This is a genomic window from Dentiradicibacter hellwigii (genome assembly GCF_041770905.1).
In the GTDB taxonomy this organism is placed as follows: domain Bacteria; phylum Pseudomonadota; class Gammaproteobacteria; order Burkholderiales; family Rhodocyclaceae; genus Propionivibrio; species Propionivibrio hellwigii.
In genome coordinates, this window is sequence record NZ_JBEUWX010000001.1 from 409,093 (window position 1) to 436,068 (window position 26,976).

General features: G+C 60.4%; 24 protein-coding genes. 4 read left to right on the plus strand and 20 right to left on the minus strand.

Annotated features, from left to right (window positions below; all coding sequences use genetic code 11):
• Positions 1-118: 118 nt before the first annotated feature.
• The 7 genes from ABCS64_RS01845 to trxA form a co-directional block, all read right to left on the minus strand.
• A complete protein-coding gene (locus ABCS64_RS01845) occupies positions 119-931 on the minus strand; it encodes an ABC transporter ATP-binding protein (RefSeq protein WP_418890235.1) in 813 nt (270 codons plus the stop codon).
• Complete coding sequence (locus ABCS64_RS01850; protein ID WP_418890236.1) at positions 928-1,737, minus strand: ABC transporter permease; 810 nt, start codon at positions 1,735-1,737, stop codon at positions 928-930. Before ABCS64_RS01850 ends, ABCS64_RS01845 begins: the two co-directional genes overlap by 4 nt.
• Positions 1,738-1,833: 96 nt before the next feature.
• Positions 1,834-2,790: an ABC transporter substrate-binding protein gene (locus tag ABCS64_RS01855; RefSeq protein ID WP_418890237.1), complete on the minus strand. Its 957-nt coding sequence runs from the start codon at positions 2,788-2,790 to the stop codon at positions 1,834-1,836.
• Between the two features lie 169 nt (positions 2,791-2,959).
• A complete protein-coding gene (locus ABCS64_RS01860; RefSeq protein ID WP_418890238.1) occupies positions 2,960-4,705 on the minus strand; it encodes an ArnT family glycosyltransferase in 1,746 nt (581 codons plus the stop codon).
• 132 nt (positions 4,706-4,837) lie between these two features.
• The gene (rpmE, locus tag ABCS64_RS01865) at positions 4,838-5,053 is read right to left on the minus strand and encodes a 50S ribosomal protein L31 (RefSeq protein WP_418890239.1); all 216 of its coding nucleotides are present in this window, start codon (positions 5,051-5,053) and stop codon (positions 4,838-4,840) included.
• 157 nt (positions 5,054-5,210) lie between these two features.
• Complete coding sequence (rho, locus tag ABCS64_RS01870) at positions 5,211-6,467, minus strand: transcription termination factor Rho (RefSeq protein ID WP_418890240.1); 1,257 nt, start codon at positions 6,465-6,467, stop codon at positions 5,211-5,213.
• Between the two features lie 261 nt (positions 6,468-6,728).
• The gene (gene trxA / locus ABCS64_RS01875; RefSeq protein ID WP_418890241.1) at positions 6,729-7,055 is read right to left on the minus strand and encodes a thioredoxin TrxA; all 327 of its coding nucleotides are present in this window, start codon (positions 7,053-7,055) and stop codon (positions 6,729-6,731) included.
• 361 nt (positions 7,056-7,416) lie between these two features.
• Here trxA and ABCS64_RS01880 point away from each other — a divergent pair, with 361 nt between their 5' ends.
• Positions 7,417-10,263: a PD-(D/E)XK nuclease family protein gene (locus ABCS64_RS01880; RefSeq protein WP_418890242.1), complete on the plus strand. Its 2,847-nt coding sequence runs from the start codon at positions 7,417-7,419 to the stop codon at positions 10,261-10,263.
• Positions 10,264-10,472: 209 nt separating this feature from the next.
• Here ABCS64_RS01880 and ABCS64_RS01885 read toward each other — a convergent pair whose 3' ends face one another.
• The 12 genes from ABCS64_RS01885 to ABCS64_RS01940 form a co-directional block, all read right to left on the minus strand.
• Complete coding sequence (locus ABCS64_RS01885) at positions 10,473-11,258, minus strand: peptidylprolyl isomerase (RefSeq protein WP_418890243.1); 786 nt, start codon at positions 11,256-11,258, stop codon at positions 10,473-10,475.
• 109 nt (positions 11,259-11,367) lie between these two features.
• Positions 11,368-11,664, minus strand: a complete 297-nt coding sequence (locus tag ABCS64_RS01890; RefSeq protein WP_418890244.1) for a BolA family protein — start codon at positions 11,662-11,664, stop codon at positions 11,368-11,370.
• On the minus strand, positions 11,661-11,963 hold the full coding sequence (locus ABCS64_RS01895) for a YciI family protein (protein WP_418890245.1): 303 nt from the start codon (positions 11,961-11,963) through the stop codon (positions 11,661-11,663). Before ABCS64_RS01895 ends, ABCS64_RS01890 begins: the two co-directional genes overlap by 4 nt.
• A gap of 13 nt (positions 11,964-11,976) precedes the next feature.
• Positions 11,977-12,522, minus strand: a complete 546-nt coding sequence (locus ABCS64_RS01900; RefSeq protein WP_418890246.1) for a septation protein A — start codon at positions 12,520-12,522, stop codon at positions 11,977-11,979.
• Between the two features lie 322 nt (positions 12,523-12,844).
• A complete protein-coding gene (bioD, locus tag ABCS64_RS01905; protein ID WP_418890247.1) occupies positions 12,845-13,561 on the minus strand; it encodes a dethiobiotin synthase in 717 nt (238 codons plus the stop codon).
• On the minus strand, positions 13,558-14,364 hold the full coding sequence (bioC, locus tag ABCS64_RS01910; protein WP_418890248.1) for a malonyl-ACP O-methyltransferase BioC: 807 nt from the start codon (positions 14,362-14,364) through the stop codon (positions 13,558-13,560). The genes bioD and bioC overlap by 4 nt, the downstream gene beginning before the upstream one ends.
• A complete protein-coding gene (locus ABCS64_RS01915; protein ID WP_418890249.1) occupies positions 14,321-15,118 on the minus strand; it encodes an alpha/beta fold hydrolase in 798 nt (265 codons plus the stop codon). Before ABCS64_RS01915 ends, bioC begins: the two co-directional genes overlap by 44 nt.
• A complete protein-coding gene (gene bioF / locus ABCS64_RS01920; RefSeq protein WP_418890250.1) occupies positions 15,115-16,320 on the minus strand; it encodes an 8-amino-7-oxononanoate synthase in 1,206 nt (401 codons plus the stop codon). The genes ABCS64_RS01915 and bioF overlap by 4 nt, the downstream gene beginning before the upstream one ends.
• Before the next feature lie 528 nt (positions 16,321-16,848).
• A complete protein-coding gene (locus tag ABCS64_RS01925; protein ID WP_418890251.1) occupies positions 16,849-17,241 on the minus strand; it encodes an Hsp20/alpha crystallin family protein in 393 nt (130 codons plus the stop codon).
• 15 nt (positions 17,242-17,256) lie between these two features.
• The gene (locus ABCS64_RS01930; protein ID WP_418890252.1) at positions 17,257-17,703 is read right to left on the minus strand and encodes an Hsp20/alpha crystallin family protein; all 447 of its coding nucleotides are present in this window, start codon (positions 17,701-17,703) and stop codon (positions 17,257-17,259) included.
• Between the two features lie 559 nt (positions 17,704-18,262).
• Positions 18,263-18,835: a hypothetical protein gene (locus tag ABCS64_RS01935; protein ID WP_418890253.1), complete on the minus strand. Its 573-nt coding sequence runs from the start codon at positions 18,833-18,835 to the stop codon at positions 18,263-18,265.
• 71 nt (positions 18,836-18,906) lie between these two features.
• Positions 18,907-19,881, minus strand: a complete 975-nt coding sequence (locus ABCS64_RS01940) for a cache domain-containing protein (protein ID WP_418890254.1) — start codon at positions 19,879-19,881, stop codon at positions 18,907-18,909.
• Between the two features lie 664 nt (positions 19,882-20,545).
• Between ABCS64_RS01940 and ABCS64_RS01945 the strand changes: the two genes are divergently transcribed.
• Positions 20,546-23,521 carry a DNA internalization-related competence protein ComEC/Rec2 gene (locus ABCS64_RS01945; protein ID WP_418890255.1) on the plus strand — a complete coding sequence of 992 codons (2,976 nt, stop codon included), beginning with the start codon at positions 20,546-20,548 and terminating at the stop codon, positions 23,519-23,521.
• Between the two features lie 944 nt (positions 23,522-24,465).
• Here the strand turns inward: ABCS64_RS01945 and ABCS64_RS01950 are convergent.
• Positions 24,466-24,600: a hypothetical protein gene (locus ABCS64_RS01950; protein WP_418890256.1), complete on the minus strand. Its 135-nt coding sequence runs from the start codon at positions 24,598-24,600 to the stop codon at positions 24,466-24,468.
• 179 nt (positions 24,601-24,779) lie between these two features.
• Here ABCS64_RS01950 and ABCS64_RS01955 point away from each other — a divergent pair, with 179 nt between their 5' ends.
• Positions 24,780-25,703, plus strand: a complete 924-nt coding sequence (locus ABCS64_RS01955; RefSeq protein ID WP_418890257.1) for a LysR family transcriptional regulator — start codon at positions 24,780-24,782, stop codon at positions 25,701-25,703.
• A gap of 135 nt (positions 25,704-25,838) precedes the next feature.
• Positions 25,839-26,363, plus strand: coding sequence for a hypothetical protein (locus ABCS64_RS01960; protein WP_418890258.1), 525 nt, complete (start codon positions 25,839-25,841; stop codon positions 26,361-26,363).
• The last annotated feature ends 613 nt before the right edge of the window (positions 26,364-26,976 follow it).

Consider the following 26,976-nt stretch of genomic DNA (forward strand, 5'->3'; position numbering starts at 1 on the left):
CTGAGAGGCACTATCCATAAGGGTTTCAGAGGGGGTTCCCGGAAATGCCCTATCCATGCGGGTTTCAGAAACCTCCTTGGAAACGCGCTATTTACGCGGACTGTGGCGGTTCCTGATTTTACTGGCCGAGCGGGGGAATTTCCGCGCGGATTTCTTCAGCCAGGCGTGCTTTGAGCGCTATGAAGGGCGCTGTCGTCTTTAGCGTGTAGTGGCGCGGATGAGGCATGTCGACTGCCAGTTCCGTCTTGAAGCGGCCGGGGCGCGCGCTCATAACGACGATGCGGCTGGCCATAAAGATGGCTTCGTCGATGTCGTGGGTGACGAAGAGCACGGTTTTTTGTGATGTTTCCCAGATGCCGAGCAGGAGTTCCTGCATTTGTGCGCGCGTCTGATTGTCGAGCGCGCCGAAGGGTTCATCAAGCAGCAGGATGCGCGGATCGTTAGCCAGTGCGCGGGCAATCGCCGTGCGCTGTTGCATGCCGCCGGAAAGCTGCTTGGGGTAATGGCGCTCGAAGCCGCGCAGGCCGACGCGGGCGATGAAATAATCGCTGCGTTCTTTCTGCACGGTTTCCGGAATGCCGCGCTCGCGCAGGCCGAAGCGGATATTTTCTTCTACCGTCAGCCACGGAAACAGCGTATAGCTTTGGAACACCATGCCGCGTTCCGGCCCGGGACCGACGACGGGCTGCCCATCCAGAAAAACCTGACCGCCGCTCGGATGGTCGAGGCCAGCGATAATTCGCAGCAGCGTCGATTTGCCGCAACCGGAAGGTCCGAGAATGGTGACAAAATCATTTTCCATGACGCTGAAATTGATCGGGCTGAGCGCTTGCGTCGCGGAGCCGCCATGCACGCCGCAAAAGGTGCGCGTCACGCCTTCGATACGCAGAATCACGGGAGCAGCGGCAGGTTGTGCGGCTTCCTGACTCACAGCGTGCTCCAGACGAACAGGCGGCGGTTGGCGTATTTAAAAGCCAGGTCGGAAATCAAGCCGATGATGCCGATGACGATGATGCCGAAGATGATTTGCCCAGTATTGAGCAGCGTCTGGCTTTCGATAATCATATGGCCGATGCCGGAGGAGGCGCCGATCAGTTCGGCGACGATGACGTATGTCCACGCCCAGCCGAGCACGAGGCGGAGCGCTTCGGCAATCTCCGGCGCCGCGCCAGGAATGAGGACGCGGCGGACAATGCCGTGTTTGCGCGCACCCAGCGTGTAGGCAGCCTCAACAAGATCACACCGCGCGCCGCCGACGATGACGGCGACCATCAGGGTAATCTGAAAGACAGCGCCGATGAAGATGACGAGGATTTTCTGCAACTCGCCGATGCCGGTCCAGAGAATGAGCAGGGGAATGAATGCGGAGGCAGGCAGATAACGGCAGAAAGATACGAAAGGCTCGAAGAAGGCTTCGATGGGCTTGTAAGCGCCCATACTGATGCCGAGCGGTACGGCGATAAGCGTTGCCAGAAGAAATCCGGCCAGCACACGCCAGACGGTCATCCCGATATCCTTGGCAAAGCCGTATTCGGTAAAGAGCAGCCATCCTTCGCGCAGCATGGTTGTCGGGCTGGCGAGAAAGGTCGGGGAGACGAAACCAAGATAGGTAATGAGCCCCCAGAAAGCGACGAAAATGACAAAAAATGATGTGCCCAACACGATACGAGCAAAGGGTGATACCGGACGTAGCGGGCGCAGAATGCGGCTGAACGGCGAAGAGCGTAATTGTGTCATGCGGGCGTCTAGGCGGCGTCTGTATGTCTAGGCAGGAAAAACCGGCATGTAAAGCGTTGCATGCCGGTCTGTGGTCATGGACGGTATCGTCCGGGGTTATTGAATGAACGATGTATCGATCAACGCTTTGTAATCGGCCGGTTCTGTTTTCATGACGCCGCTTTCGATGTTTACCTTGGCAGCTTTTTTCATGAAGGGAATGATTTCGTTGGCAAAAAATTCGCGGTTGGCCGCTTTATCCTGCCACTTGAGGTAGCTGGCCGATTTGGCAAAATCTTCGCCGCTTTGTTTGACTTCTGCGCCCATCACGGCGTAGGCGTGTTTGGGGTTGGTTTTGATCAGCTCAAGCGCTTCAAAGTAGCTGTCGGTAATCGCCTGGGCAACCTTTGGGTTGGCTTTCAGCCATTTCGGGTCACAGCCGAAGGTGTCGATAATGATCGGGTAATCGTTGGTGGTGACGAGAATTTTGCCCGCGTTCGGGTTTTGGCGAATGCTGCTCAGGTACGGTTCGTAGGTGATGGCGGCTTCGTTCTGACCGGCGACGAAGGCTTGTGCGGCGGCTTGCGGCGAGAGGTTGGCGAGTTTGACGTCCTTCAGGCTCAGGCCGTTGCTTTGCAGCATCCAGGCGAGCATGAAGTGAGGCGTGGTTCCCGCTGCATCGACGGCGATGGTTTTACCCTTGAGATCGGCAAAGCCCTTGATGTTGCCGCGCACCACCAGTCCATCGGCGCCCGCTGATTTGTCCATCAGGAAGATTTGCGTGATGGGCACGCCGTTCTGCGTCCACATCAGATGTGTCTGCACGGCGGTCGTGGCGCATTGCAGGTCGCCCGAGGCGAGCGCCAGGTGGCGATCCTTTTGCGGGATCAGCTTGATGGTCACGTCCAGGCCATTTTTCTTGAAGATGCCTTCCTTGAGCGCCAGAGAAAGCGGCGCGTATCCTGTCCAGCCGTTCATGCCGATGGTCACTTTTGTCTGCGCCCAAGCGTTGGCGCATGTCAGGCCAGCAAGGCTGAAGCAGGTGAGCATGCCGATTTTCAGGAATTTTTTCATTGCTGTTCTCCCGTGAAAAAGTAGGGGTAGGTGTTGTATGCAGGAGCCGTGGAAAAGGCGTCACTATAGCGCCATTTGCGGCTTGCCGGAATCCATTTTCGGATAGCCGCCTCTGGCTTCCGTTTTTTTGGATAAGTGCCCCATCGCTTGTCACCACATCGTCGAATGGCTATGGAATGCTGAGAATGCGGCCACCACCGCTATGATCATCTGCTGTTTCCGGGCTGGCGATGTCTGAAAGTGCCGCGGTCGGTTTGGCGCGTCGCCCGCGCTGATACAGCCTCAGCTTTTCGTGATCGCGGCGATCGCTCGGGCGATGTCCTTCCCAGATCATCCGCCAGCCGGCCGCAGTAATGAAATCCGGATCGCGTGGCTGGCCCCGCAGCAGCAGCAGATCGCAGCGGCGGCCGTTCTTGCTTTCCAGCGCCTGCGTCTGGATGCCATCAAAATAGTCGAGGGAGGCGAGCAGGGCAGGCGGCAGGTTGGCGTTGGCGATGCAGTGGAATTGATGGGCAGAACGCACGGTGGGCAATACGCGCGCCAGCGAGGCGGACACCGGACGGTAAGACTTGCCGTAGTCAATCCAGGGCATCCAAAGCACGGCAACCAGAATCCAGAACAGCGTTAGCCCGGACATCCAGTGCATGATGCCACGCACAGGCGAACGCGGGCTGGTGACGATCAGCCAGAACCAGGCAACAGTCAGAATGAGCGCAAAGGTAAAAGCCATCCCGTCGAAATGGCCGACAAAACCCGGCTCCAGGCGCACGGCCTGACGGGCGAGCCGTTCCGGCCAGCCGAACACCAGCGCACTCCAGGCGATCCATGCCACTGCCGCAAACAGGGAAAACGTCACCATGCTGAACCAATCAAAGGCATTGGCCGCACCACGCCGCAGGGAAAATACGCCAGGTACGGCCAATAAAACGAGCGGTGGCAGCAGTAGCAGGGCGGATGCGCTGCGGGCTTGAGCCAGTACCGAGAGCATTAGAAGTGTTGTCAGAAACGCGAGCAGCGGCAACAGCAACATGCGTCCGGTCAGTGTGCGGCGCTTGGTCCAGAGGGTCCAGCCTGCCAGCGGTAGCGCTGGCCAGGCATACCAGGGAAGCATGTTGAGATAGTCCATCAGATTGATGGAGATCGGCCGGCCAAAGGTAAATTGCGCCAGTTCGTTAGCGAGGAAGGCCGCCGCGGCATCGGGTGCGGTGCGGTACAGCGGCCATAGCCAGCCGGTGCAGAGGATTGCCGACGTGACCATGCCAAGCAGCAGTAATCCGGCGTCACGGCGGCGGTTTGCGGAAAAACAGAGCGTCAGCACAATGGCAGGCAATAAGGTGAGTGTGGGTAGCAGGCCGTTGGCGAGAAACGCTGCGGTCAGGGAAAAAGCAAAAACCGGCGTTGCCAGTCCGGGGCGGCGTGGCAACAGTAACAGCGACCAATATGCGGCTGTATGCGCTGTCAGCGCAGCCAGCATCGGTTGCGCTTCGTGCGCATGGAAAAGGAAACCAAGGCTACCCGCCAGAATCAGCGGCGCTGCCGCGGCGAAGGGTTTGCCGTATAACTCGCGCGCAGCCTGCAAGATCAGTGACAGCGCCAACAACGTGCACAGGCCGGAGGTCAGGCGTACGGCATCATGTAGCGGCAGGAGCCAGGAGAACGCTTTGACAAAGCCGGTGCCGAGCCAGTAGTACAGTGGAGCATCCGGATAAGATTGACCGGCTAAGTGTGGGAGCAGCCAGTGCCCATGGCTTGCCATGTCGTATACGATGCCGATCGTGATGGCATCGTCGTGTTTCCAGGGATCGTGGCCGATCAACCCAATAAAAATGTAGAGCAGCAGCAGGACGGCCAATGCCAGCCCGCTGGGCGGTAGCGTAATTCCTTTGAAACGTGAGTTGTCCGCAAAGATATGCATGCGTATCGGCGCGAGTGATTCGTCACCAGGCCATCAACAAAAAAGGCAGCACGGCGGCTGCCTTTTTCGCGAGCTCGAACGAACTCGTATCTGCTGCATCTAGCAGATGACCGTGGGTGCCAGTCGTGGATATCAGGATGCTCTGGCGCGGGTACCGTATTTTTTGTTGAATTTCTCGACGCGGCCTGCCGTATCGATGATCTTCTGTTTGCCTGTATAGAATGGATGGCAGGCAGAGCAGACTTCGACGTGCAAGGGTTTGCCCAATGTCGATTGGGTCTTGAACGTGTTGCCGCAGGAACACGTGACTTCGATTTCTTTGTATTCAGGATGGATATCGGATTTCATCTTGGAAATTCCTCGGGTCAAATCATACCGGCTCGAAAAAATGGGGTTCTCGGTGGCCGGCTTCAGAAAGGCCACTATTATCCGGATTTCTGCCTGACTTGGCAATGGCTGGCGGAGGGATGCGGCGCGTAAGGTGAATGGTGTGAATGAGATACTGCTAGCGTCGCATCGACTCGAAGAACTCGGCGTTGTTCTTCGTTGCCTTAATTTTGTCGAGCAAAAATTCCATCGCTTCAAGATCGTCCATGTTGTACAGCAACTTGCGCAGAATCCACATTTTTTGCAGTACATCGGGCATCAGCAGCAACTCCTCGCGGCGCGTGCCGGAGCGGTTGACGTTGATTGCCGGGTAAACGCGTTTTTCGGCCATACGGCGGTCAAGGTGAATCTCCATATTGCCGGTGCCTTTGAATTCTTCATAGATGACATCGTCCATGCGGCTGCCGGTTTCGATCAGGGCGGTGGCGATGATGGTCAGCGACCCGCCTTCCTCGATATTGCGCGCTGCGCCGAAGAAGCGCTTGGGTTTTTGTAACGCATTGGCGTCGACCCCGCCGGTCAGTACTTTGCCAGAGGCTGGTTGGACTGTGTTATAGGCGCGTGCGAGACGGGTGATCGAGTCGAGCAGGATGACGACATCTTTTTTATGCTCGACCAGGCGCTTGGCCTTGTCGATGACCATTTCGGCGACCTGTACATGACGTGTTGCCGGTTCGTCAAAGGTTGATGCAATGACTTCGCCCTTGACCGAACGCATCATCTCGGTGACTTCTTCCGGGCGTTCGTCGATCAGCAGAACGATCAGATGGATGTTGGGGTGATTGGCGGTGATGGCATGTGCGATGTGCTGCATCATCACCGTTTTACCGCTCTTTGGGCTGGCGACGAGCAGACCGCGCTGCCCTTTGCCGATCGGGGCGATGATGTCGACGATGCGGCTGGTGATGTTCTCTTCGCCGCGCATGTCGCGTTCGAGCCGGATGTGTTCATCGGGGTGGAGCGGCGTCAGGTTCTCGAACATGATCTTGTTTTTTGACGCCTCAGGCGGATCGCCGTTGATACGATCGACCTTGACCAGTGCGAAATAGCGTTCCCCATCTTTCGGCGTGCGGATTTCGCCTTCAATCGTATCGCCGTTGCGCAGATTGAAGCGGCGGATCTGGCTCGGACTGACGTAGATATCATCGGTGTTGGCGAGATACGACGTATCGGGCGAACGCAGGAAGCCGAAGCCGTCGGGCAGGGTTTCCAGCGTGCCGTCGCCAAAAATGGTTTCGTTCTTTTTGGCTTGGTTTTTGAGTAGTGCGAAGATCAGTTCATGTTTGCGCAGCCGGTTGGCGCCTTCGATGCCGTTAGCGACGGCCATATCGAGCAATTGGCTGACGTGCAGCGCTTTGAGTTCAGATAGATGCATGAGCGTGCGAAAAAGGTCGGAAAAGAATATGCACGAATATCCGGCAGGTTACCGGAAGATGCAAAAAACAGAAGATTTGTGGGAAACAGGAAACTGCGAAAATATTTTCTGGCATTTACTGGCGCTGGCCGGCAAAATCAAAAGCCTCAAATTCTTGCCAGATACGCGGAAAACCAATAAATCCGCCGAAAGCCGCAGGCAGGCTTTGTTCTGTACTCAGGTCGCGTGGCTGCGTGCTTTCAGGCGCGAAGATTAGCGATTTTACAGGTGGCTGTCAATGAACGCAGCCAATTGCGACTTGGAGAGCGCGCCAACTTTGGTGGCTTCGAGGTTGCCGTTTTTGAAGATCATCAGCGTTGGGATGCCGCGCACGCCAAAATTGGCGGGGATGCCCGGATTCTCATCGATGTTGAGCTTGGCCACTTTTAAACGACCGGCGTATTCCTCGGCGATCTGGTCGAGAATGGGCGCCAGCATCTTGCACGGGCCGCACCATTCAGCCCAGAAATCGATCAGTACCGGGCCTTGCGCTTGCAGAACATCGGTGGGAAAAGTGGCATCGGTAACGTAGGAAATATGTTCGCTCATGGAGTTACTTTCAGGGAAAATTAAAATATTGAAAATCCGGAATGTGGAATTCGGTATATACGCTGCCGAAGGAGAATGATCTGAAAATCGGAGAATGGACAACACACGGGAAGTATTCTGGTAGCGATTCTGGCAGCGGGCGTAATGCTAGCAAAAAAGCGGCAGCACGGGGAAAATCAAGCGGGTTTGTCGCAACATGTAGGCGTTCTATCCAACCTGCCGGCGTGCCGCCAGTTTTTTCTTTGAGCGGGTCGTGTGCTGCCGGTGTGCTATGGCTTTCGTCTCTGGTGCCGTTTCAGGTGCGGAACATTGTACGGATCGCTGGCGAGACGGCGAACGCGGAAAAACAGAAAGGCTCAGAATGAATATTGCGGGACTGCCGCCTGATGAGGCGTTTTTTGACGCGCTGGCGGCACGTCTGGTCGCTCACCATCCTTGTGCTGCGACGCATCACGATTTTTCATCGTTGCGTGTGCTCGCCCCGTCTCTGCCCATTGCCGCCGAACTGCGGGTGGCGCTGGTCCGGCGCTTACCCGGCGCGGCCTTGTTGCCTGTTTTCGCGACACTGCGCCAATGGGCGCAAACCGTCCCCTTGCCGGTGGCGCCGTTGTCGTCGAGTCGACGGCTGGCGTTGTTGTACGAAGCGCTGCGCACGCGCGGCTGGGCGTGCTTCAAGGGGGCCGAATCCGTACTGTGGGGCATCGTCAGTGAAATGGCGGCGCTATTCGACGAATTGAGCGAGGCTTCGGTGTCCTTGCCCGATAACGCCGAAGCGCTCGCCGTGCAACTGGAAAACGCCTATGCCCTGCGCGCTTCGCAGCCGCTTGCGTTTGAAGCGCGCATCATCCACGAACTGTGGCGTGCGCTGGCAATTTCGGGGGAGCCTGACGCAGCCGCAGCGTATCGCCTACAGCTGAGCGGACTGGCGCAGCAGGCGCAGGCTTTACCGCCGCAGTCTGCGCCCGTATTCGTCGTACTCGACGCCGTGCCGAAGGAAGCGCTGTCCGCTGCCGAATACGATTTTTACCAGCGTTATGCCGCGTATCAGTCGGTGCATATGGTCTATCCATTGCCGCGCGAGTCGGCGTCCCCGGAGAAAACGCCGCTGCTGGATACATTGGCGGCAGCTTGGCTGCCTGCCGCTTCCGTCATCAATGCAGCCTCAATGACGACCAGCGCTGCCGCACCGCCGCCGATGGCGAAACGGGCAGGCGCCGTGGCACAGCGTCATCCGCACAGTCCGCTGGTCGGCCGTCTGGCGCTGGTGCCAACGGCCGGACGTGAGCCGGAAGCGCAGGCTGTCGTCGCCCAGGTTGGCGCCTGGTTACAGGCTGGCGTGCGGCGTATAGCGCTGATTGCGCAGGATCGCTTGACGGCGCGGCGCGTGCGCGCCTTGCTCGAACGCGAGCACGTATGGGTCAGCGATGAAACCGGCTGGTTGCTGTCGACCTCACGCGCTGCGGCTGCGGTGGATGCGTTGCTCGAAACTGTCGCTGGAAATACCCGATACCGCGATCTGCTCGATATGTGCAAAACGCCGTTCTTCTGCGCCGACTGGTCGGAAGAGCTGCGCCAAACAGCCGTGTTCGGGCTTGAAATGGTCATTCGCAGTGCTTCTGTCGACGGCGGACTGGCAAATATCCGGCGGGCACTGGCGCACAGCGACACCGCAGGCAAAGAACAGGCGTTTGCCGCGCTTGAACGCCTGGCGGTGGCGCAGGCACTGTTCGGTGCACAGCACGCCCCGCTTGTGCATTGGCTTTCCTGTCTGCATGAAGCGCTGGTGGTTCTGGGGATGCAGGACGTATTGGCGGATGACATCGCCGGCAGGGCGCTACTCGCTATGCTGACAGCCCGTCAGGAGGAACTGGCGGGCGATGCCGGCCGCTTTTCGTTCAGCGCGTGGCGCGACTGGCTACGACATGAATTTGAATCGACAAGCTTCCGCGATGATCGTGTTGTTAGCCCGATTGTGCTGACGCCGCTGAATGCCGCTTCCTTGCGCCGTTTCGAGGCAGCGATCCTGATCGGCGGCGACGCGCGCCAGTTGGCGCCGGCAGGACATGGCGCTTTTTTCAATCAGGCGGTGCGCCGCGAGCTGGGGCTGCGTACGCGTGCCGATAGCGAACGTGAATTGCGCCGCGACCTCGAATTGCTGCTGGCCATGGTCCCGCGCGTCGTCGTCACCTGGCAGTCGATACAGGATGGCGAAAGCAATTTGCTCGCGCCAGAATTCCTGCTGCTCTCGACGCTGCACACGCTGGCTTGGGGGGATGACCTCCAGCGCTCGCCGCTGCCGCCGCCTCCTGTTGCCGAGGCGAAAAACGCAACGGCCCCCACGTCCGCTGCGTCATGTACAGTGCTGGCAGCAGCGGAACGCACGGCGATTTCCGTGCCGGCAAAGCGGCTGCCTGCACGTCTTTCCGTCAGCGCCTACGCCCGCCTCGTTGCCTGCCCATACCGTTTCTTCGCCAGCCATGTCCTGCAGCTGGGGGAAATGGACGAGGTGCGCGAGGCGATGGAAAAACGCGACTACGGCACCCTTGTGCATCGCAGCCTGCAGGAATTTCATTCGCGTTGTCCCTGTGTCTCGGAATGGCCTGCCAATGAAGCGCTGGCCTGCCTGCTCGAATGCGTGGACACGGTTTTTGCGCCCGCGGTGGCGGACGATTTTCTGGCGATTGCCTGGCGCCAGCGTTGGGAAAAACGTTTGCCGTCGTACCTCGACTGGCAGCGCCGCTGGGAAGCTGAAGGCTGGCGCTGGGCGCAGGCTGAAACACCGGTCAGCCGTGTGTTTCCGCTATCTAGCGACGCAGGGGGTAGCCGTGTCGAGCTGTATGGCCGCATTGACCGCATTGACCAGCGTGGCGATGAAGCGGCGAGTGAAGTTGCGCTACTCGATTACAAAACGCAGCGGGCGGCATCGATCAAAAAGATGCAGCAACAGGATGGTGATGTGCAGCTTTCCAGCTACGCCCTGCTGCATGAGGCTGCCGAGGCGGCTTACCTCGCGCTCGACGACGAAGTGGTTAGCGCCGTTCCTGCCGGCGGTGATGATTTGACAGCGCTGGCTCAAGCGCAAGGTCAGCGGCTGGTCTCAGTGTTTGAAGCCATGCATGCCGGCGCGCCGTTACCGGCGAACGGTACAGACAGCGTCTGCCAGTGGTGCGAGATGCGAGGGCTGTGCCGGAAAGCGTTGTCCGGATAAGCGGACTGTGCGGGAGCGGAATGCCAGGCGTGCCTGGAGGCGGGTTAAAGCAAGGGACGAGGGGCTTTGTGTCAAGTTTTTGTCACCCTCATGAAAGGTAAAACAAAAAACGTAAAACAAAACGCCGCCCGCTAGCGGTACGGCGTTTTGGCGTTGTGCATACTGCTACCGTGCGGTAGCGGGGCGCTGCTGGTGACCCGCGTGCGTGCTTATTTAAGTTTTGCCTTGGCGCGCAGATCCTCGACCATCTTGCTGATTTGCTCGGCCTGTGCCTGTTGCTGGAGGCGCGGCTTGAGTTCGTCAAACGAAGGAATGGTTTGCGGGCGGCTGTCTTCAAGCAGGATGACGTGGTAGCCAAAGTCAGTTTTGACCGGCGTTTCCGTAAATTTACCCTTGCTCAGGCCGGTAAGCGCATCGGCAAACGGCTTGACGAAATTGGCCGGCGTTGCCCAGCCCAGTTCGCCGCCATTGTCCTTGGTGCCAGTATCGATGGACTGTTTGGCCAGGTCGGCGAACTTTTCGCCTTTCTTCAGCTTCTCGATGATGGCCTTGGCCTCGGCTTCATCCTTGACCAGCACATGGCGCGCCTTGTACTCGGTGCCGCTCATCTGCGATTTGATCGTTTCGTACAGGGACTTGAGCTGGGCGTCGCTGACAGGATGCTTCTTGGCGTAATCCTGGAGAAAGGAACGGATGAGAACCGATTGGCGCATGGCGTTGATCTGCGCGATGACGTCCGATTTTTTATCGATTCCCGCCTTCTGGGCTTCCTGCACCAGCAATTCGCGGCGGATCAGCTCTTCGCGCACGGCATTTCTCAGTTCGGCGTTGTCAGTGGCGCCCTGTGCGGTCTGTTCGGCGATGAAGAGGTCTGCCGTACTTTGCGGGATGGCGCTGCCGTTGACGGTGACAAGCGTTTTCTCAGCGGCACCGGCCGAAGCCGAAAGCAGGGTGCCGATGAGCAGGGCAGCGGCGCATTGGGTCAGTTTTTTCATGCGTGGATTCCTTTCGAAGGTTCCGTGAAGTCAGAAGTTGGATTGGGAAAATTGGCTTGATAAATTGATTGAATTGTCCGAAGCCTTTTTTTGCGCAGGTCTGCGAATTTCAACCAGGTCGGCACTCTTCCGGCGCAAGCGCCGTAATGCCTAGCGCATGAATTCTACCATGCATCAGTTCGCCCAAGGTTTCATGGACAAGACGGTGCCGTGCAAGCATCGTCTTGCCGGCGAAAGCCGGTGAGACGATGTACAGGCGATAATGCCCGCCGTTCCGCGTTCCGGCATGGCCGGCGTGCAGCGCCGACTCGTCGATGATTTCAAGCGATTGCGGCGAGAGGCTCTTCAGGCGCTCGCGTAGCAAGACCATCGTTTCAGTGCCCGTGACGGCGATGTCGACGCTCATGCCGGCAGGACTTGGCAGAAAGGTTTGACGGTCAGCCGGACGTAATTTCCGGCAAGAACATAAGAGTCGTGCTTGGCCCAGCGCTGCGCGGCTGCGCGCGAGGCAAATTCGGCGGCGATCAGGCTGCCGCGGAAGCTGCCCGGACCGGGGGTAGGCGCATCAATGGCCGGGCAGGCGCCGGTGAGCCGCTGCCGTCCTTCATCCTGCAAGGCGCGCTGGCGTTCAAGGTATTCCGAACGGTCGGCTCGGCGCGCTGCCAGGGAATTGGCGCGGTCCTCGGCGATGAGGGTATATCGCATTGGGGTTCCCGTATCAGGGCTGCTTTTCATCGTTTTCGATGTATTTAGCCAGCATGAAACCTTGCGCTAGCACGAAAGCCAGCGTCATGCCCATGCTGCCGAACAGCTTGAAATTTACCCAGGCGGCGGTGGACAGCCCCATGAAGAATGCCACCGCCAGATTGGCCAGCCCCATAAAAGCAAAGAAGCCGGTCCATGCCCAGTTGAGGCGGTTCCAGACGGCCTCGGGCAAGGTAAGCTGCGCGCCGAGCAGCCCGCGGATCAGATTCTTGCCACACAGCCGTCCGATGATGAAGGCTGAGGACAGCGCCCAGTAAAGCACGGTTGGCTTCCATTTGATGAATGTTTCGTCGCGCAGAAACAGCGTCATGCCGCCAAAGAGGGTGACGATGGCGAAGCTCGTCCAGAGCATGCCGCTGACCTTGCGCGTGCGCAGCCAGATCCAGGCGATCTGGACGAAGGTTGCGGCAATGGTCACGGCCGTGGCGACGTAGATATCGGCCAGCTTGAAGGCAGCAAAGAACAGGATGACAGGGAACAGATCGAAGAGAAAATTCATGGGCAAGACGGGCGACGGGTCAGGGGAGTACGGAGGTTCGTGAGTCAGGAACAGCGTATGCGGCGGATTATAGCGGATGCGTTTTTACGCGTTGCTGCCCACTGGGACGATCGCCGATGCAATCATCGGCGCTCCCATCAGGGCGGAAGCGCGCCGGCAAGAGCAAGAGGAAATAAAGGAAAATAAAGCGGCTGCAATAATAATCGATGAGGGGATGGAAAAGCCCAGGCGAGCCGGCTGGTACGGCGCATGCAGGTGGGCGCCTCAATAATCCGCAGAATCTATCGGACGGCTCCTGATGGCTCCGAATGGTTTTACGCGCTTACTCTCCCGGCAGGTGTAGCAAGCGGGCGGCGGCTTCCGGCGTACTGTGCGGCGGGATGATACCGAGCAACGGTACGGGCAGGCGCGCCTGCAGCGCCGCCAGATTACCTTCCCAGCGCGACATGGCTGGGTCGATCCGGTTGGCGATCCAGCCAGCTAACGGCAGCCCGGCGGCGGCAACCGATTCGGCGGTAAGCAGCGCATGGTTGATGCAGCCCAGGCGCATGCCGACGACGAGGATGACCGGCAGTCCCAGCCGTTTTGCCAGATCGCCGGCGTCATGTTCCGCATCGAGCGGCACACGGAAACCGCCGACGCCTTCGACCAACACGGCGTCCGCCAGCGTGCGCAGCGCGTCAAAGGCGGTGGCGATGCGCTCGATATCGATGTGCTCGCCGGTTTCCTGGGCAGCGATATGCGGCGCGATCGGCGGTGCGAACAGGTAGGGATTGACGAGCGGGCGCGGCGCTTCGACGCCGGAAGCGGCAATCAGCGATTCGACATCATCGTTTTTGCCGTCAGCGTCAATGCCGGCGGCGACGGGCTTCATGCCGGCGGCGCGGATTCCCCGCTGTTTCAGCACGTGCAGCAGCGTACAGGTGGAAAAGGTTTTGCCGACTTCGGTATCGGTGCCGGTGATGAACCAGGCGTTTGCCGGCGCTGGGGCGGATGAAATGGGTGAAATAGGTGAAGTGGGCGTTGAGTGCGTGTTCATATCGTCGCGGCGCAGGCAAAAATGATGTCGTAAGTGGCAGGTAGCCCCTCGGCGGTGCGGAAGCGTTCGTAAGCCGCCTCCACTTTCTGCCAGGCGGCGCGACCCATTAGGCTGCTGCGGCCGCCGCCGCCGACATTTTGCGCGCCGATGGCCTTGATGGCGCGCAGCAGGGTTTTCAGGTCAGGGTAGTAGATCGGGCGCTGCTCGCGCCAGAGTTCGATTTGCCTGAACCCGGCGGCGTCGAGCGCGCGGATGATCGCGTCGGGTTCGTTGAAATGCAGCGTGTGGCGATAGGCGTCGATGCCGGAAAAAGCTTCCCGCATTTCGTGGAAAGTCTCCGGCCCCAAGGTGCTGGCGGCCAGCCGGCCGCCGGGGCGCAGCGTGCGCCGGGCTTCGGCGAATACGGCGGCGGCGTTGCACCATTGGATGCTCATGTTTGACCACCACAGATCGAACTGCTGCGCGGGCAGCGGCAGGGCTTCGATGTCGGCGGTGAAACATTCGTCCATCACCGGGCGCGCCCGCTCGACCATGGTCGGCGCAAAGTCGACGCCGGTAATGTGCGCTTGCGGCCAGCGCTGGCGTAGGATGCGCGCGCCGAAGCCGGTGCCGCAGCCTGCGTCGAGAATATGCGCCGGAGCGGTTTCCGGCGCCAGGTGCGCGAGCAGTGCATGGCAGGCATGGCGCTGGACGATGGCGGCTTCGTCATACGTCGCGGCGGCCCGGTCAAACGCGGCGCATACGCGCTGTTTAAGCGGTTCAGCGTCCGCTGGTCGGGGCGTGTGGGGTGATGCGGCAGACATGACAGTGTTCGATGACAAGTTCGGCAAAACGTTCCGGTGCGCTGAGGAACGGCGCATGTGCTGCGCCCTCGATACACGCGAGCCGCGCGTTCGGCAGCGCCGCGGATAGCCAGCGTGCGGCGGGTAGCGGCATGAGCGGGTCGCGGTCGCCGTGAATCAGCAAAGTCGGCATGGTAATCGCCGTGACGGCCGCGCGCAAATCGACGTTCCCCAGCCAGTCGAGACCTTGTTGCAGGCTGGCTGGATCGGGCGCGGGCATGGCCGACAATGCGCGCTGCTGGCTGCGGGTATGGGCGCGCGCCTGTGCGTCGCCCTGGTTGAGCAGCGCGATGAAATGGCGCAGTGTTTCGGCCGGCGCATCGGCCACCGCCTGGGTAAAACGCTCCAGCAGTTGCGGCGTTTGTGCGTGCGGCCAGTCGTCGCGTTGTGTGAAGCACGGCGTTGCGCCGACGAGGATCAGCCCGCTGAAATGCGTTGGCGGCTGCTCTGCCTGCGGATGTGCCTGCTGCGTGGCGATTTCCAGCGCCAGCAGCGCGCCCAGTGACCAGCCGCACAGCAGGCTGCCCGCGGGCAGGCGGCAGGCAATCCGGCGGGCGGCGTCGGCAAAGCGTCCGGGATCGGGCGGCGCGCTTGCGTAACCGGGCAGGTCGACGAGATGAATATCCAGGTGTGCCGACAGTGCGGGAATGACCGGCGCCCAGGCTTGCCGCCCAAAGCCCCAGCCGTGAATCAACGCCAGCGACGGCCTGCTCATGCGCATTCCTTCAAAGCATCGACCAGGCGGTCGATCTGCTCGACGCGATGCGTGGCCGACAGCGAAACGCGCAGCCGCGCCGTGCCTGCCGGCACCGTCGGCGGGCGGATGGCAGGCGCCCAGATTCCCTTGTCGTAGAGGGCGGCGGCCACGCGCAATGCCGCGTGGTTGTCGCCGATGATGATGGGCTGGATGGCCGTGGGCGAAGGCATCAGCCGCCATTGCGTGGCGGACAGCCCGTCGCGCAGGCGGGCGATCAGCCTTTGCAGATGCGCGCGCCGCGCATCGCCCTGTTCGATCAGATCCAGGCTGGCGAGCAGCGCACAGGCCATGATCGGGCTGGCGCCGGTGGTGAAAATGTAGGTGCGCGCGCGGCTGATCAGCCATTCGATCACGGTTTCCGACGCGGCGACGAAAGCGCCCGAAGCGCCGGCAGCCTTGCCGAGCGTGCCCATATAAACGAGCCGTTCGGCGCGCGCTTGCCCGCTCAGGCCGATATCTAGCCCAAAGTGCGCTAGACTGCCGCGCCCTTGCGGGCCGAGCACGCCGAAACCGTGGGCATCATCGACCAGCAGCCAGGCATCGAAACGTTCGGCCAGCTCGAGCAGGCCGGGCAGGGGCGCGAGGTCGCCATCCATGCTGAAAACGGCGTCGGTCAGGATCAGCCTGCGCTGGCCGGGCCGGGCCGGGTTGGCCGCGAGCAGGCGCTCCAGCGCGGCAAGATCGCCGTGCGGATAACGGTGGCTTTCCGCGCCTTGCGCTTTGGCGAGCTGCACGGCGTCGATCAAGGAAGCATGGTTCAGACGGTCGGCAAAAATGGCATCTCCACGCCCAGCCAGTGCAGTCACCATGCCGATGTTGGCCATGTAGCCGGTCGTCATCAGCAGTGCGCGCGGAAAGCCGGCAAAGGCGGCGAGCCGCCGCTCCAGCGCGTCATGTGGCGCCAGATGGCCGCTGACGAGATGCGAAGCGCCGCTGCCGACGCCCCAGCGGCGAGCGCCGTCGCAGGCCGCCTCGACCAGCGCCGGATCGGCGGCCAGGCCCAGATAGTCGTTGCTGCAAAAGCTGATGAATTCACGGCCGTCGACGATCGCCAGCGGCCCGCACGGGGAGGCCAGCGTGCGGCGATGGCGGCGCAGGCCGTCGTGATCAAGCGTGGCGAGCTGGGCGGCCAGATCGTCGTGGAGCGGGATGTGTGACATGGCGGATGATGGTAAAAATGAGCTTGGCGCAATGGTTCGGGAGGCAGGCAATCATACAAGATTGGCGCGGAACCCGCTTTTGCGCGATAGCCAGATGGAGCGCTCCCGGTAAGGGAGGGCAGCGATGGCTGAGGCACGGCGGCACGCTGCGCCGTTCGCCATGATCGGCCTGAAGCCGGCGCGGATTGGACGTTGCCGGTAAGCATGCCCTGAAGCCCGCGTGGAATGGGCGTTTCCGGCCACCCTGCCCGCCAGCCCAGTATTGGCGCGGGTTTCCGGCCTGCCTGCCAGCAAACGCCCTATTGGCGCGGGCTCGCGGGCAGCCTCTATCGCAACGTCCGCCGCAATGTCCACCGTATTCGTGCTCGCGCGGCAGGCTGCATATGCACCATGTCGCTGGCGCCATATGATTGCGAATGAAAAATGCCGACCAGGAAGGCCGGCATTTTGAGAGGCGCACGGTGGAGATGCAGTGGCGCGGTCACCGCTGGATGCGCTGCCGGGCAATCGGCCGGCCGATCCGGCCAGTTAGGCGACGCGCACTTCGATCTTGCGCGGTTTGGCGCGTTCAAGCTTGGGGATGCTCAGTTTGAGTACGCCATTGTTGAATTCGGCCCGGATATTCTCGCGGTCGAGTTCCTTGCCCAGCGAAAACGTCCGGCGGTAGCGCGGCAATTCGACTTCGACGTAGCTGGCTTCCATATCGGTGGGGATGGGCAGTGCGACTTCACCTTCGATAGACAGCGCTTCCGCATCGACGTGGATGTTCAGCTTGTCTTTCGGCACGCCCGGCAGGTCGGCATAGAGCGTAATGCCCGCTGCGTCCTCAATGACATCGACGGGCGGCAGCATGGCCGCCGTTTCGGCGTATTCGCTTTCATTTTTCCGTTGCGCGGTTTCTGTCACCTGATGTTCGTTCATGATGTTTTCCTTTCTTCAGCTTTTTTCAGTGATTTCGACGCGACGCGGCATCGAGGCGGCACGGCGCTGAATGCTGACGTGCAGCACGCCGTCCTTGTAGGCGGCCGAGGCGCTTTCCGGATCGATATCGTCAGGCAGACTGATGGCGCGGCGGTAAGTGCCGCTGATGCGCTCGTTGATATGCGTTGCCGCTTTCGCATCCGCCTGGGGCAGTTCGCTGCCGCGTTCGCCCGACAGCGTCAGCACGCCGCGTTCGATCGAAACATCGATACTGGCCGGGTCAAGCCCCGGCGCAAAGGCGTAGATTTCCACGCTTGTCGGCGTCGTGCCGACATTGAGCGCCGGAAAACCGCTGCGTCCGATGCCGCGCAGCGGGGTGGTCGGGCCGGCATGGCGCAATAGCTGGTGTTGCAGGCGGGCCAGGTCGGCGAACAGGTCGCCGGCAAACAGGGTTCGATACATTCCATTCTCCTTTCAGATGGTTTCCGCAGGGGGTGCGGCGTTGACAACAAGATAGGGATGTGTTTGGGCTTTTCAAGCCCCATGAGCGCCGGTGCGTAGGTGAAAGGCAAGGTCGGCGGTTGCTTCGCTGCTGCCGATTTCCGTGTACGCCGGTGCGCCGGTGAAAGATCGCCGGGCCGTTGCGCGGCGCAATGGCTGCCGCGCGCTGGCTGCGGCGTGTTGCTCGAACGCACGGCGTTCGCCGGTCAGGGGAGGCCGATGCCGCGGAAGCTGAATTGATCGGCGTTACGAGTCTTACGAGTCGGGTGGATGAAGGGCTGACAAGAAATGGAACAGGTGGGGCAGGTGTGCAGGTGGGGCAGGCGGGATCGGAACGATCGAACGACAAAACGAAAAAACGGCAGGAACGTTCCGGGTAGATGCATTGACGGCCTTGCCGGAAAGGCCCGTTCCGCCTGGGGTGCAGCGCCGCTGTAGCCGCCTGTTTACGCGGGTTCCAGCCATGCGCCATATCTGCTGCGCGCATCCGGCAATGGCTGCCGGCGCGTGGGTAATTTTTTCAGGCTGACTCGTTGATCGTGCGGATAATATCGCGCAGCGCCGCCAGTTTTGCCGGTTGACGTTGGCTGATCAATGTCGCCAAGTCTTTCGTCTGCGCGGACAGCTCGGTCTGCGTCTTGCAGGTACGGAAGCGGTCGATCAGCGTTTGTGCCTGCGTGCCGAAGCAATCCATGCAGAAATCGACCAGCAGGAATCTTGCTTCGGAAATGATGGCCTCATCATGAATGTGCCATTCATCGCGGGCGTGCGCGGTTCTCGCTCCGGCTGCCGGCATAGCGGGGGCAACGCCATTTGCCGTATGCGCCGCCATGCCGGTATGTACGGGCGGTGCTGCAGACGGCACGGGCGCCGTGCCGTCATCCTGGGTAATGAAGCCGTCCCGCATCAACTCATGGAGGATGGTGTACGATTCCTCGGTGGGGAGTACCGATTTATGCAGCAGATCTTGCAAAGTTCGGGGCTTGCTCAGCAATAGCATGATGCCTCGTTGCCGGAGCCCCAGCCCAACAGTATGGCGCGCTATTTCTTCTGCGCCTTTTTCGGTGACACGCAAAACTGCCGATGGATTCATATTTTCCTCCCGCGTTTCTGAATGATCGGATGGGCTGCATGCGTTGTCAATCGGTTTGATGATTTTCCACGCTAAAGTTTGAAGCGGGCAATCGACTTATTCAGCGCGCCGACGATTCTATGGACTTTATTGATCGCCAGCAGCAGCGGCGGCAGGGCGTCTAGGGAACGCGTTTCAACATAATTGCGCGTTGCCACGTCGATGGCGGCCATCTGTTTGGATAGGGCGTCGCTGTTTTCTTGAATGGCTGCCGTAATGTTGATCAGCTTCATCTGCATCAGCTTGAGCGAGGCCATCATGCTGGAGTCGTCATCTTCGGCGAGGTGAATGCTGATATGAAGGTCGCCCTCGGCAATTCTTCGCATGTTTTCGGCGGCCTCATAGGGTTCGCCGCCCAGCTGCCTGAGAATGTCGGTGCGCATACGGAAGGCGAAAATCGCCACGAAAGCCAGCAGCACGCTGCTGGCTCCCAGGTAGTAGGCCGCTTGCTGCCAGAAACGCGCGTCGATATCGTCGATGAAGAAGCCGATGCCGACGATCCATCCCCAAGGGTCGAATTTCAGCACGCCGTTGAGTTTCGGGAAACGGAGGTATTCCGGCTCGCCCGGCTTGAGGGTATCCAGTTCAAGATAGGCTTTATTGTTGGTGCTTGTTTTCAAGCCTTCGCGATAGGCTTCGGTGACGGTGCGCCCGTCCGGCAGCTTGCCGCCGTCGTCTATTTTGCCTATGCGGCTTTGGATGGGGTGCTGGATGAATCGGTCGCTCGCATAGTCACGGATGAAGTAATAGTTGCGAACGCCTTGCCGTTGCGCGTTGATTGCTTCGATGGCGTGCCGCTGCGCATCTTCACTGCTCATCTTGCCGCTGACTTCCAGCGCGTGGTAGTGCTTGATCAGCGAATCGGCAAAATCGAGCGATTGGTTGATATGCGAACGCCGTTCTTCATACAGATTGTGCCGGATCGTATAAAGGCCGAAGCCCGATATGACGAGGAGCCCGAGCAGGGAAGCGGTGACGATGATTTGTATTCGGGTTTTCAGATGCATGATGTACCCCAACAAGCTGGTTCATTGATCCAATCAATATGAAATTTAATGATGGATTACAGTATTGCCAATATTGCAACGGCAGGCCTGAGAAGCCAGCGTACCGTCGTAATTTGCACGTAATGGCCTTGTGTGCCCGAACCTTTGAGCGCATAACCATTGCCATCATATATCGGGGAATTGCTCCTCAAATCAAGACCTGGGTGATGATGAGTAAAAAAATCTGACGGATGTGGCTTTATTGCAGGGTATTTGTGCCTATAGCGTTGCCGCCAAGAGGAGCCGGACGGCAGATTGTTCTGGTGGTTCCGTATATGTTTTCCGTACAAATACGTGGTAAAACAAGCGCTTATATTCTTTGATGCGATGTCGGACTCGGAGAAAAGCGGCTTGAACCGGGGTGTATGCACACAAAAGGCATTCCTTGAGCGGAGTTGAGCGCAGGTTCACGGGTGTGCAGCGGATTACCGCGCTGTACCGAGGCAAAATCGAGATGTGCGCGGGTGTGCAGGCACAGGAGTTCAAGGCGGCTCGGCATCGGCGAGGAAGTGCGAGTGTGCGAGCGCGCGGGGGCGGGTACGCCGGGCATCGCTCCGTCGCCGTGCTAAACGGGCTTTCCATCGGCTCATAATTTGACGATAAGATATTCATTTTTATCAGATTTATGCAATTCTCCAAGTTCGCCATCCTGTCCTTCGCCGCGGGTGTTCTCTGCCTGCAAATGCAGGCGCATCTGCCTTCGCTGGCGATGATTCTGCTTCTGGCGGGCGTGGCGGGCACCGCTGTGTTGGCGGGCGTCATGAGCATGCGCGGAAAGCGCGCGTCAGGTCAGGCGCGTCTGGGCGAGGCGCCAGGCAAGGCGCGCCGGCCGTTTATGCCGGAGCGCATGGCTTTACTTGGCGTTGGTTTTGCGCTGCTCGCTTTTACGCTGGGTTTTGCCTGGGCCGGCTGGCGGGCGCATCTGCGTTTGGCGGATGCCCTGCCGGCCGAGTGGGAAGGGCGCGATGTGACGCTGACGGGCATCGTCTCCGCTTTGCCGCATCGTTTTGCGCGGGGCGAGCGTTTCGAGTTGACGGTCGAGTCGGTGCAGACACTCGGCGCGCATGTGCCAAAACACCTCCAGTTGACCTGGTATGACGAGCGTTCCGGGCGTGATGCACGTGCCTTGGGAGAAAACAGACGCCAGGAAGGCGATGGGGAAAATAGCCGGCGCAGGGACGATAATGGCGCAGAGAATCCGTCCGCCGAGGCAGTGCGCACTGCGCGCGTGCATACTGTGAATTCAGGCGCGGAACAGGGAGAAAAACCGGCTGTGGCACCGGTTGCCGCTTCGCTATCGGCTACGGCGGCGGCCGCAGATTCTGGCGCAGATTCGGGCGCGGATTCGGACAAGGATTTAGGCGTCAATCCCGTCGCTCGTTCTCCTATCAGCCAGACTGCCGATGTTGCTCTTGCTCCGCCCGCGACCACCCATCGGGCGACTGATGACGCTTCCGACCCGTTGGGGGCGGTGAATCCGTCTGCGTCGCCGGCACGGGCGGCCGGTGGACGTTTGCACCCGGGCGAACGCTGGCGGCTGACCGTGCGCTTACGGCGTCCGCACGGCAATGCCAATCCGCAGGGCTTCGATTACGAGGCATGGCTGCTGGAGCGCAATATTCGTGCACTGGGCGCGGTGAGGCCGGACAAGCGGGCGGGCAATAGCGCCGACAGCGGTGTTGGCGGCGGCAATAAGCGGCTCGATGCTTTCGTCGTGCGTCCCGGTTATCTGGTCGAGCGCCTGCGCGAGGCGGTGCGTGACCGCTTTGTTGCCGCACTGCCCGATGCGCCGTATCGCGGCGTGCTGGTGGCGCTGGCCATCGGCGATCAGCGCGCGATTCCCAGTGCGCAATGGACGCTTTTCAACCGCACGGGCGTGACGCATCTGGTGTCGATCAGCGGCCTGCATGTGACGATGCTGGCGGCCTTGTTCGCGGGGCTGGTGGGCTGGCTGTGGCGGCGCAGCGAGTGCCTGATGCTGCGTGTGCCCGCGCCCAAAGCCGCTTTGCTGGCGGGCGGGCTGGTCGCCTGTGCGTATGCCTTGCTGGCGGGCTTCGAGGTGCCGGTGCAACGGACGCTGTACATGTTGAGCGTGGCGGTGCTTGCCCTGTGTTCCGGCCGTAATTTCGGTTCCGGCAGAATTTTGCTGGCGGCGCTGTTCGTCGTATTGCTCATCGATCCGTGGGCTGTGCTGTCTATCGGTTTTTGGCTCTCGTTTGGCGCGGTCGCCGCATTGCTGTATGCGGGCGGCACGCGCCTCAGGCAGCCTGAGCGGCCTGCCGGAGTCGCGCGTTGGCGTGCGCTGGCGCTGCATTGGGGCGCGGCGCAGTGGGCGGTGACGGTTGCGGGGCTGCCTTTGCTGCTGCTCTTCTTCCAGCAGTTTTCGCTGGTCTCCCCGCTGGCCAATGCTCTGGCGATCCCCATCGTCAGCCTGCTGATTACGCCGTTGACGCTGCTTTGCGCCGTATTGCCCTGGTCATGGCTGTTACACGCCGATCACTGGCTGCTGGCGCAGTTGATGGCCGTGCTGCACGAATTGTCCGCCTGGCCGGTCTGGCAACAGCCCGCACCGCCGCTGTGGGCGATATTGCTGGCGCTGGGCGGTGTCGCTTGGCTACTGTTGCCGCGCGGTTTTCCGGCACGCTGGCTGGGCAGCCTGTTGCTCTTGCCGGCACTGCTCTGGCAGGCGCCGAGGCCGCCGGCGGGCGAAGCCTGGGTCGATGTGCTGGATGTCGGGCAGGGATTGGCGGTCACCGTGCGCACGGCGACGCACAATCTGCTCTACGATGCCGGACCGCGTTACAGCGCCGAGGCGGATGCCGGGCAGCGCGTTGTGGCGCCGTTTCTGCGTGCGGCGGGTATCGGACGGCTCGACGCGCTGGTCATTTCGCACAGCGATACCGACCATGCGGGGGGATTGGCTTCGATTCAGGCGTCGCTGCCGGTCGCGCGCCTGCTCTCTTCGGCGCCGGCTGCTTTTGGCGGCGAAGCCTGCGCATCGGGGCAGCATTGGACGTGGGACGGCGTGCGATTTTCTCTCCTGCATCCGGATGAAGCCGTGTATGCCGACACATCGGCCCAGCCGAATCATTTGAGCTGCGTGCTGAAGATTGAGGCCGCCGGAAGCCGAGCCTTGCTGACCGGCGACATCGACGCGGCGGCGGAAGCCCGGCTGCTGGTGCGCGAAGCGAAGCGAAAAGGCGGGGAGAGTGAAAAAAGAAGCGAAGAAAAAAACAGGAAAGAGGGCACCGATGCAGAGATACGCCCGACGGCGGATGCGGCGAACGGCACGTCGGCAAAAGGCTTGCTGTCAGCGCCTCCGACGTTGCGCAGCGAGGTCATCGTTGCCCCGCATCACGGCAGCCGCAGATCGTCGACACGGCCTTTTCTCGCGGCTGTCGACGCACATGAAGCCGTGTTTTCGGCGGGATACCGCAATGCTTTCGGGCATCCGCATGCGGAAACACTGGCGCGCTACGCCGCGCGGGGCAGCCGGATCTGGCGAACCGATACCGGCGGCGCAATACATATACGGCTGGCGGCGCGCGCCGAAGTCTCGTCGTGGCGGCAGGTTCGCCGACGTTACTGGCAAATGCCCTAAGCGGCCATAAACAGCCACAAGCGCGCGAAAGGCGCAAGTCGGCGGGAAGTCTGCAACGACGCCGTAAAGTTTGGTTTTGCCTTACCGTTTACGATGTACCGTAGCGTTATTGGCGATTGGCAGACCTGCCCGCAAACGCCCAATTGACGCGGGCTACAGAGGTGATGATCGTGATAGGCGGCGCTATTTTTGACCGCCGGCAGATTTACCCGACTGGCTACCGGCGGCGATCAACATGACAGCACCGATCGTCGTGCCGTTGCGATCCTGGCTCGCTTCGGCACTGCGCAACGTGCCGTTTGGTTTTGCCTACCGTTTACGATGTACCGTAGCGTTATTGGCGATTGGTAGACCTGCCCGCAAAAGCCTAATTGACGCGGGCTGCAGAGGCGGTGACCGTGACAGGCGGCGCTATTTTTGACCGCCGGCAGATTTACCCGATTGTTCCCCGATTGGCTGTCGGTGGCCGGATGTGTCTCGGTGAGCATGCAGACCCGACGGATCGGGCGGTCAGACCAGCGTGTATCGTCAGGCCGTCTCAATCAGCCTGCATGGATTTCTTGCCGACCGCGAGACGATGGAAAAAGAAAAAAGTGAAGGGTACAAACGCCTGAACGCCTGAAAAGGCGCAAAAAACGAGGGGAAAGTAATGAGAAAGACAAATAAAAATGCCCCCTGAAAAGGGGGCAAAGGAGGTGCAAAAGAGGAGAGGTGAAATACCTGAACCGACAGGCCTGAAAATAAGGGCTATGGGCAAGGCCAAAACGTCGCCCATAGCCCCAACAGGTACACGTGGCAAAAATCTTTCAGGGCGGGCCGATTGGGGTACATGGATGATGAAGAATACGTCTGGAATGTCTGGAAAGTGTTGAAAATACTGGCTGCCGTAGCGTTTGTCGAGGCGGTGGCCATGCCTGTCATCGCTGACAGATTGCCGACGGCTGTCAGTGGGCGTTGTGTTCGAGAATCTCGCTATCTGCCGCGTGATGGTCGGGCGCGTGATTGACCAGCGTCGTCGCCAGACCGAGGCCGATGATGTAGGCAAGAATCAGAACGGAGCGAACGATGCGGATTTTCATGATAGATCCTCGGTAAAGGTATCTCCTTGCGGTACGCTTCAGACTGTGTTCAGACTATGGCATTTGGCCGGAAGCGGACTTCAGGAAACTTCAGGAAGTTCGAATGGCAAGGAGTCTATCCGTTTTTTCTTCGTTTACAATAAACACAACGGAAATTTTTTATTAAGTTTATTTTAATAATGGATGCGCTTTCTGATATTGCTTTTTTTGCGCTGCTGGTTCGGCACGGCAATCTGACTTCTGCCGCCCGCGAGCTGGATGTAACGCCGCCTGCGGTCAGCCGTCGGCTGGCGCTGCTGGAAAATCGCCTGGGGATCCGTCTGCTCAACCGGACGACGCGCCGCGTGTCGCTGACGTATGAAGGCGAGCTGTATTTAGAGGAAGGTCGGCGGATTCTCGACGATCTGGGCGAGCTGGAACAGCGCGTTTCCAGCGGCCATTCCGTACCGCGCGGCCTGCTGCGCGTCAATGCGAGTTTCGGCTTCGGTCGTGAGTATGTGACGCCGATCGTCGCCGAATTTCTGCAGGCCTATCCCGAAGTGGAGGTGCAGTTGCGCCTGACCGATCGGCCGATCAATCTGGTCGAGGAAGGCTTCGATGTCTGCGTGCGTTTCGGGCATGTGCCGGATGCGCGGGTCGTCGCCCGCAAGATTGCCTCGAACCGCCGCTATCTCTGCGCGGCGCCGGCCTATCTCGAAAAATACGGCGTGCCCGCCACGCCGAACGAACTGCGCCAACACAAGTGCATCGTCATCCATCAGACGAATGCCGCTGTCGGCGCCTGGCGCCTGAGTAACGGCACGGAAGAGGAAACGGTCAAAGTACGCGGCGCAGTCGTCACCAATGACGGGGATGCGGCGGTCGCCATGGCGTTGCGCGGCCTGGGGATTCTCGAGCGTTCGGAATGGCACGTGGCGCCCTATATCCGCTCGGGCAAGCTACAACTGCTGCTGCCGGACTGGGTGCTGCCGGCGGCGGATATCTACGTGGTCTATCCGGTCAGAAAGAATCTGTCGGCCAAGGTGCGCGCTTTCGTCAACCATCTGGCGGACAGCATTGCCGCGCATCAGGTGGTGACGGACGGCGTGATGAATCAGTGGTGACTCCATAAACTGACCCAACCGGCAGACGGCGGGCAAGACGACGAGTGCTCCCGCCAACACCTGGCGGAACGTGATGGAAAGCGCCCTGGCGCGTACCCCAGAAGGCGGCCCGGAAAATGGCCGCGTAGCAAGCGCATGGCAACGATCGGTGCACATGGCCAGGGCAGTGGACATGCACATAGCGGTAGCCTGATAAACGCCGCCGCATCCGGCGCGATGTCTGATGTTGCCTCTGGCTCGCCTTTCGGCGTGGCCAGTCGGCCGGCGATGGCTCTGGTGCTGGCGGCTACGCTGCTTTTCGCCCCGTGTGATGCGCTTTCCAGATGCCTTGCCCGCGCTACCCCGTTGCTCAACTGCTTGGGGTGCGTCGTGCCTGCATGTGCTGCGGATGGCGGCGTTTTTCGGTGCGCGTATGGAAAAAGGCTGCTGCGCAGCCGACGGCCGCTGCTCCAGGCGTTGTGCGCGCTGATGCTGGTTTCCGTGTCTTTTCTGGTGATGTTTGGCCGGCGCCGTATTCCGCTTGCTGAGACGACGGCGATTATTTCTTTCCGCCCTTTGCTGATTACGGCGATTACGGCTCTTTCCGCGCCGCGGCTCAGGGAAAGCGCCGAGAAAATCCAATGGGCCGCCCCGCGTTGGGCTTTGCCGGCGTCCTGTTGATCATCCGCCCCGGTGCGCCGGTGTTCGATCCGGCCGTGTTTCCCCCTTGCCGGGTGTAGTTTGCTACAGCCTGTCCCGGATTTTGACGCGCCGGTTCAGCAGTACGGGAAATTTGGTGACGATGCCTTTTTATACCGGACGGGTTGGCCTGATCCGTCGCCAGCGCCACCTGGTAGGCGGACTGGGCTGTGCCGGACGGTTTGCTGCCTGATGATCGGTCTGGGGCTTTCTGCCGGGATCGGCCACTACCTGCGGATCATGGTATTTCAGCGTATCAGCCCGGCGGCGGATGCGCTGTTTTTTTCTATGCGCAGCGCGTCTGGGCCATGCTGCTTAGCGCCGGTTTTTTGACGACCTACCGGATGTTTCGTCGTTGGCGGCAATGTCGATCATCGTTGGCCGCAGTCTATTCATTGCGTTGAGGTTGTTCCGGTAGCGCCTGGGCTGAGGCCGGCGTGTGTCAGATCGACGGACAAAAGGCAGCCCCGCGCCCGCTGCGGCACGGTGGCCGCACGAATGGCACGAATGTCATGAACGGCTCGCATGCCACGAATGCTAGGAATGCCACGACGGGCGGGCAAAGGGTGAATGGCCAATGGCAAATGAGGTGCGT

What these genes read in the sequence shown, in the direction of transcription:
- ABCS64_RS01935 (WP_418890253.1), bottom strand. Translation starts at nt 18,835, where the DNA reads ATGAATCCATCGGCAGTTTTGCGTGTCACCGAAAAAGGCGCAGAAGAA.
- trxA (WP_418890241.1), bottom strand. Translation starts at nt 7,055, where the DNA reads ATGAGCGAACATATTTCCTACGTTACCGATGCCACTTTTCCCACCGAT.
- bioC (WP_418890248.1), bottom strand. Translation starts at nt 14,364, where the DNA reads ATGTCTGCCGCATCACCCCACACGCCCCGACCAGCGGACGCTGAACCG.
- rho (WP_418890240.1), bottom strand. Translation starts at nt 6,467, where the DNA reads ATGCATCTATCTGAACTCAAAGCGCTGCACGTCAGCCAATTGCTCGAT.
- ABCS64_RS01850 (WP_418890236.1), bottom strand. Translation starts at nt 1,737, where the DNA reads ATGACACAATTACGCTCTTCGCCGTTCAGCCGCATTCTGCGCCCGCTA.
- ABCS64_RS01925 (WP_418890251.1), bottom strand. Translation starts at nt 17,241, where the DNA reads ATGAACGAACATCAGGTGACAGAAACCGCGCAACGGAAAAATGAAAGC.
- ABCS64_RS01885 (WP_418890243.1), bottom strand. Translation starts at nt 11,258, where the DNA reads ATGAAAAAACTGACCCAATGCGCCGCTGCCCTGCTCATCGGCACCCTG.
- ABCS64_RS01895 (WP_418890245.1), bottom strand. Translation starts at nt 11,963, where the DNA reads ATGCGATATACCCTCATCGCCGAGGACCGCGCCAATTCCCTGGCAGCG.
- ABCS64_RS01940 (WP_418890254.1), bottom strand. Translation starts at nt 19,881, where the DNA reads ATGCATCTGAAAACCCGAATACAAATCATCGTCACCGCTTCCCTGCTC.
- ABCS64_RS01960 (WP_418890258.1), top strand. Translation starts at nt 25,839, where the DNA reads ATGGCAACGATCGGTGCACATGGCCAGGGCAGTGGACATGCACATAGC.
- ABCS64_RS01900 (WP_418890246.1), bottom strand. Translation starts at nt 12,522, where the DNA reads ATGAATTTTCTCTTCGATCTGTTCCCTGTCATCCTGTTCTTTGCTGCC.
- ABCS64_RS01880 (WP_418890242.1), top strand. Translation starts at nt 7,417, where the DNA reads ATGAATATTGCGGGACTGCCGCCTGATGAGGCGTTTTTTGACGCGCTG.
- rpmE (WP_418890239.1), bottom strand. Translation starts at nt 5,053, where the DNA reads ATGAAATCCGATATCCATCCTGAATACAAAGAAATCGAAGTCACGTGT.
- ABCS64_RS01950 (WP_418890256.1), bottom strand. Translation starts at nt 24,600, where the DNA reads ATGAAAATCCGCATCGTTCGCTCCGTTCTGATTCTTGCCTACATCATC.
- ABCS64_RS01855 (WP_418890237.1), bottom strand. Translation starts at nt 2,790, where the DNA reads ATGAAAAAATTCCTGAAAATCGGCATGCTCACCTGCTTCAGCCTTGCT.
- ABCS64_RS01860 (WP_418890238.1), bottom strand. Translation starts at nt 4,705, where the DNA reads ATGCATATCTTTGCGGACAACTCACGTTTCAAAGGAATTACGCTACCG.
- bioF (WP_418890250.1), bottom strand. Translation starts at nt 16,320, where the DNA reads ATGTCACACATCCCGCTCCACGACGATCTGGCCGCCCAGCTCGCCACG.
- ABCS64_RS01955 (WP_418890257.1), top strand. Translation starts at nt 24,780, where the DNA reads ATGGATGCGCTTTCTGATATTGCTTTTTTTGCGCTGCTGGTTCGGCAC.
- ABCS64_RS01890 (WP_418890244.1), bottom strand. Translation starts at nt 11,664, where the DNA reads ATGAGCGTCGACATCGCCGTCACGGGCACTGAAACGATGGTCTTGCTA.
- ABCS64_RS01915 (WP_418890249.1), bottom strand. Translation starts at nt 15,118, where the DNA reads ATGAGCAGGCCGTCGCTGGCGTTGATTCACGGCTGGGGCTTTGGGCGG.
- ABCS64_RS01930 (WP_418890252.1), bottom strand. Translation starts at nt 17,703, where the DNA reads ATGTATCGAACCCTGTTTGCCGGCGACCTGTTCGCCGACCTGGCCCGC.
- ABCS64_RS01945 (WP_418890255.1), top strand. Translation starts at nt 20,546, where the DNA reads ATGCAATTCTCCAAGTTCGCCATCCTGTCCTTCGCCGCGGGTGTTCTC.
- bioD (WP_418890247.1), bottom strand. Translation starts at nt 13,561, where the DNA reads ATGAACACGCACTCAACGCCCACTTCACCTATTTCACCCATTTCATCC.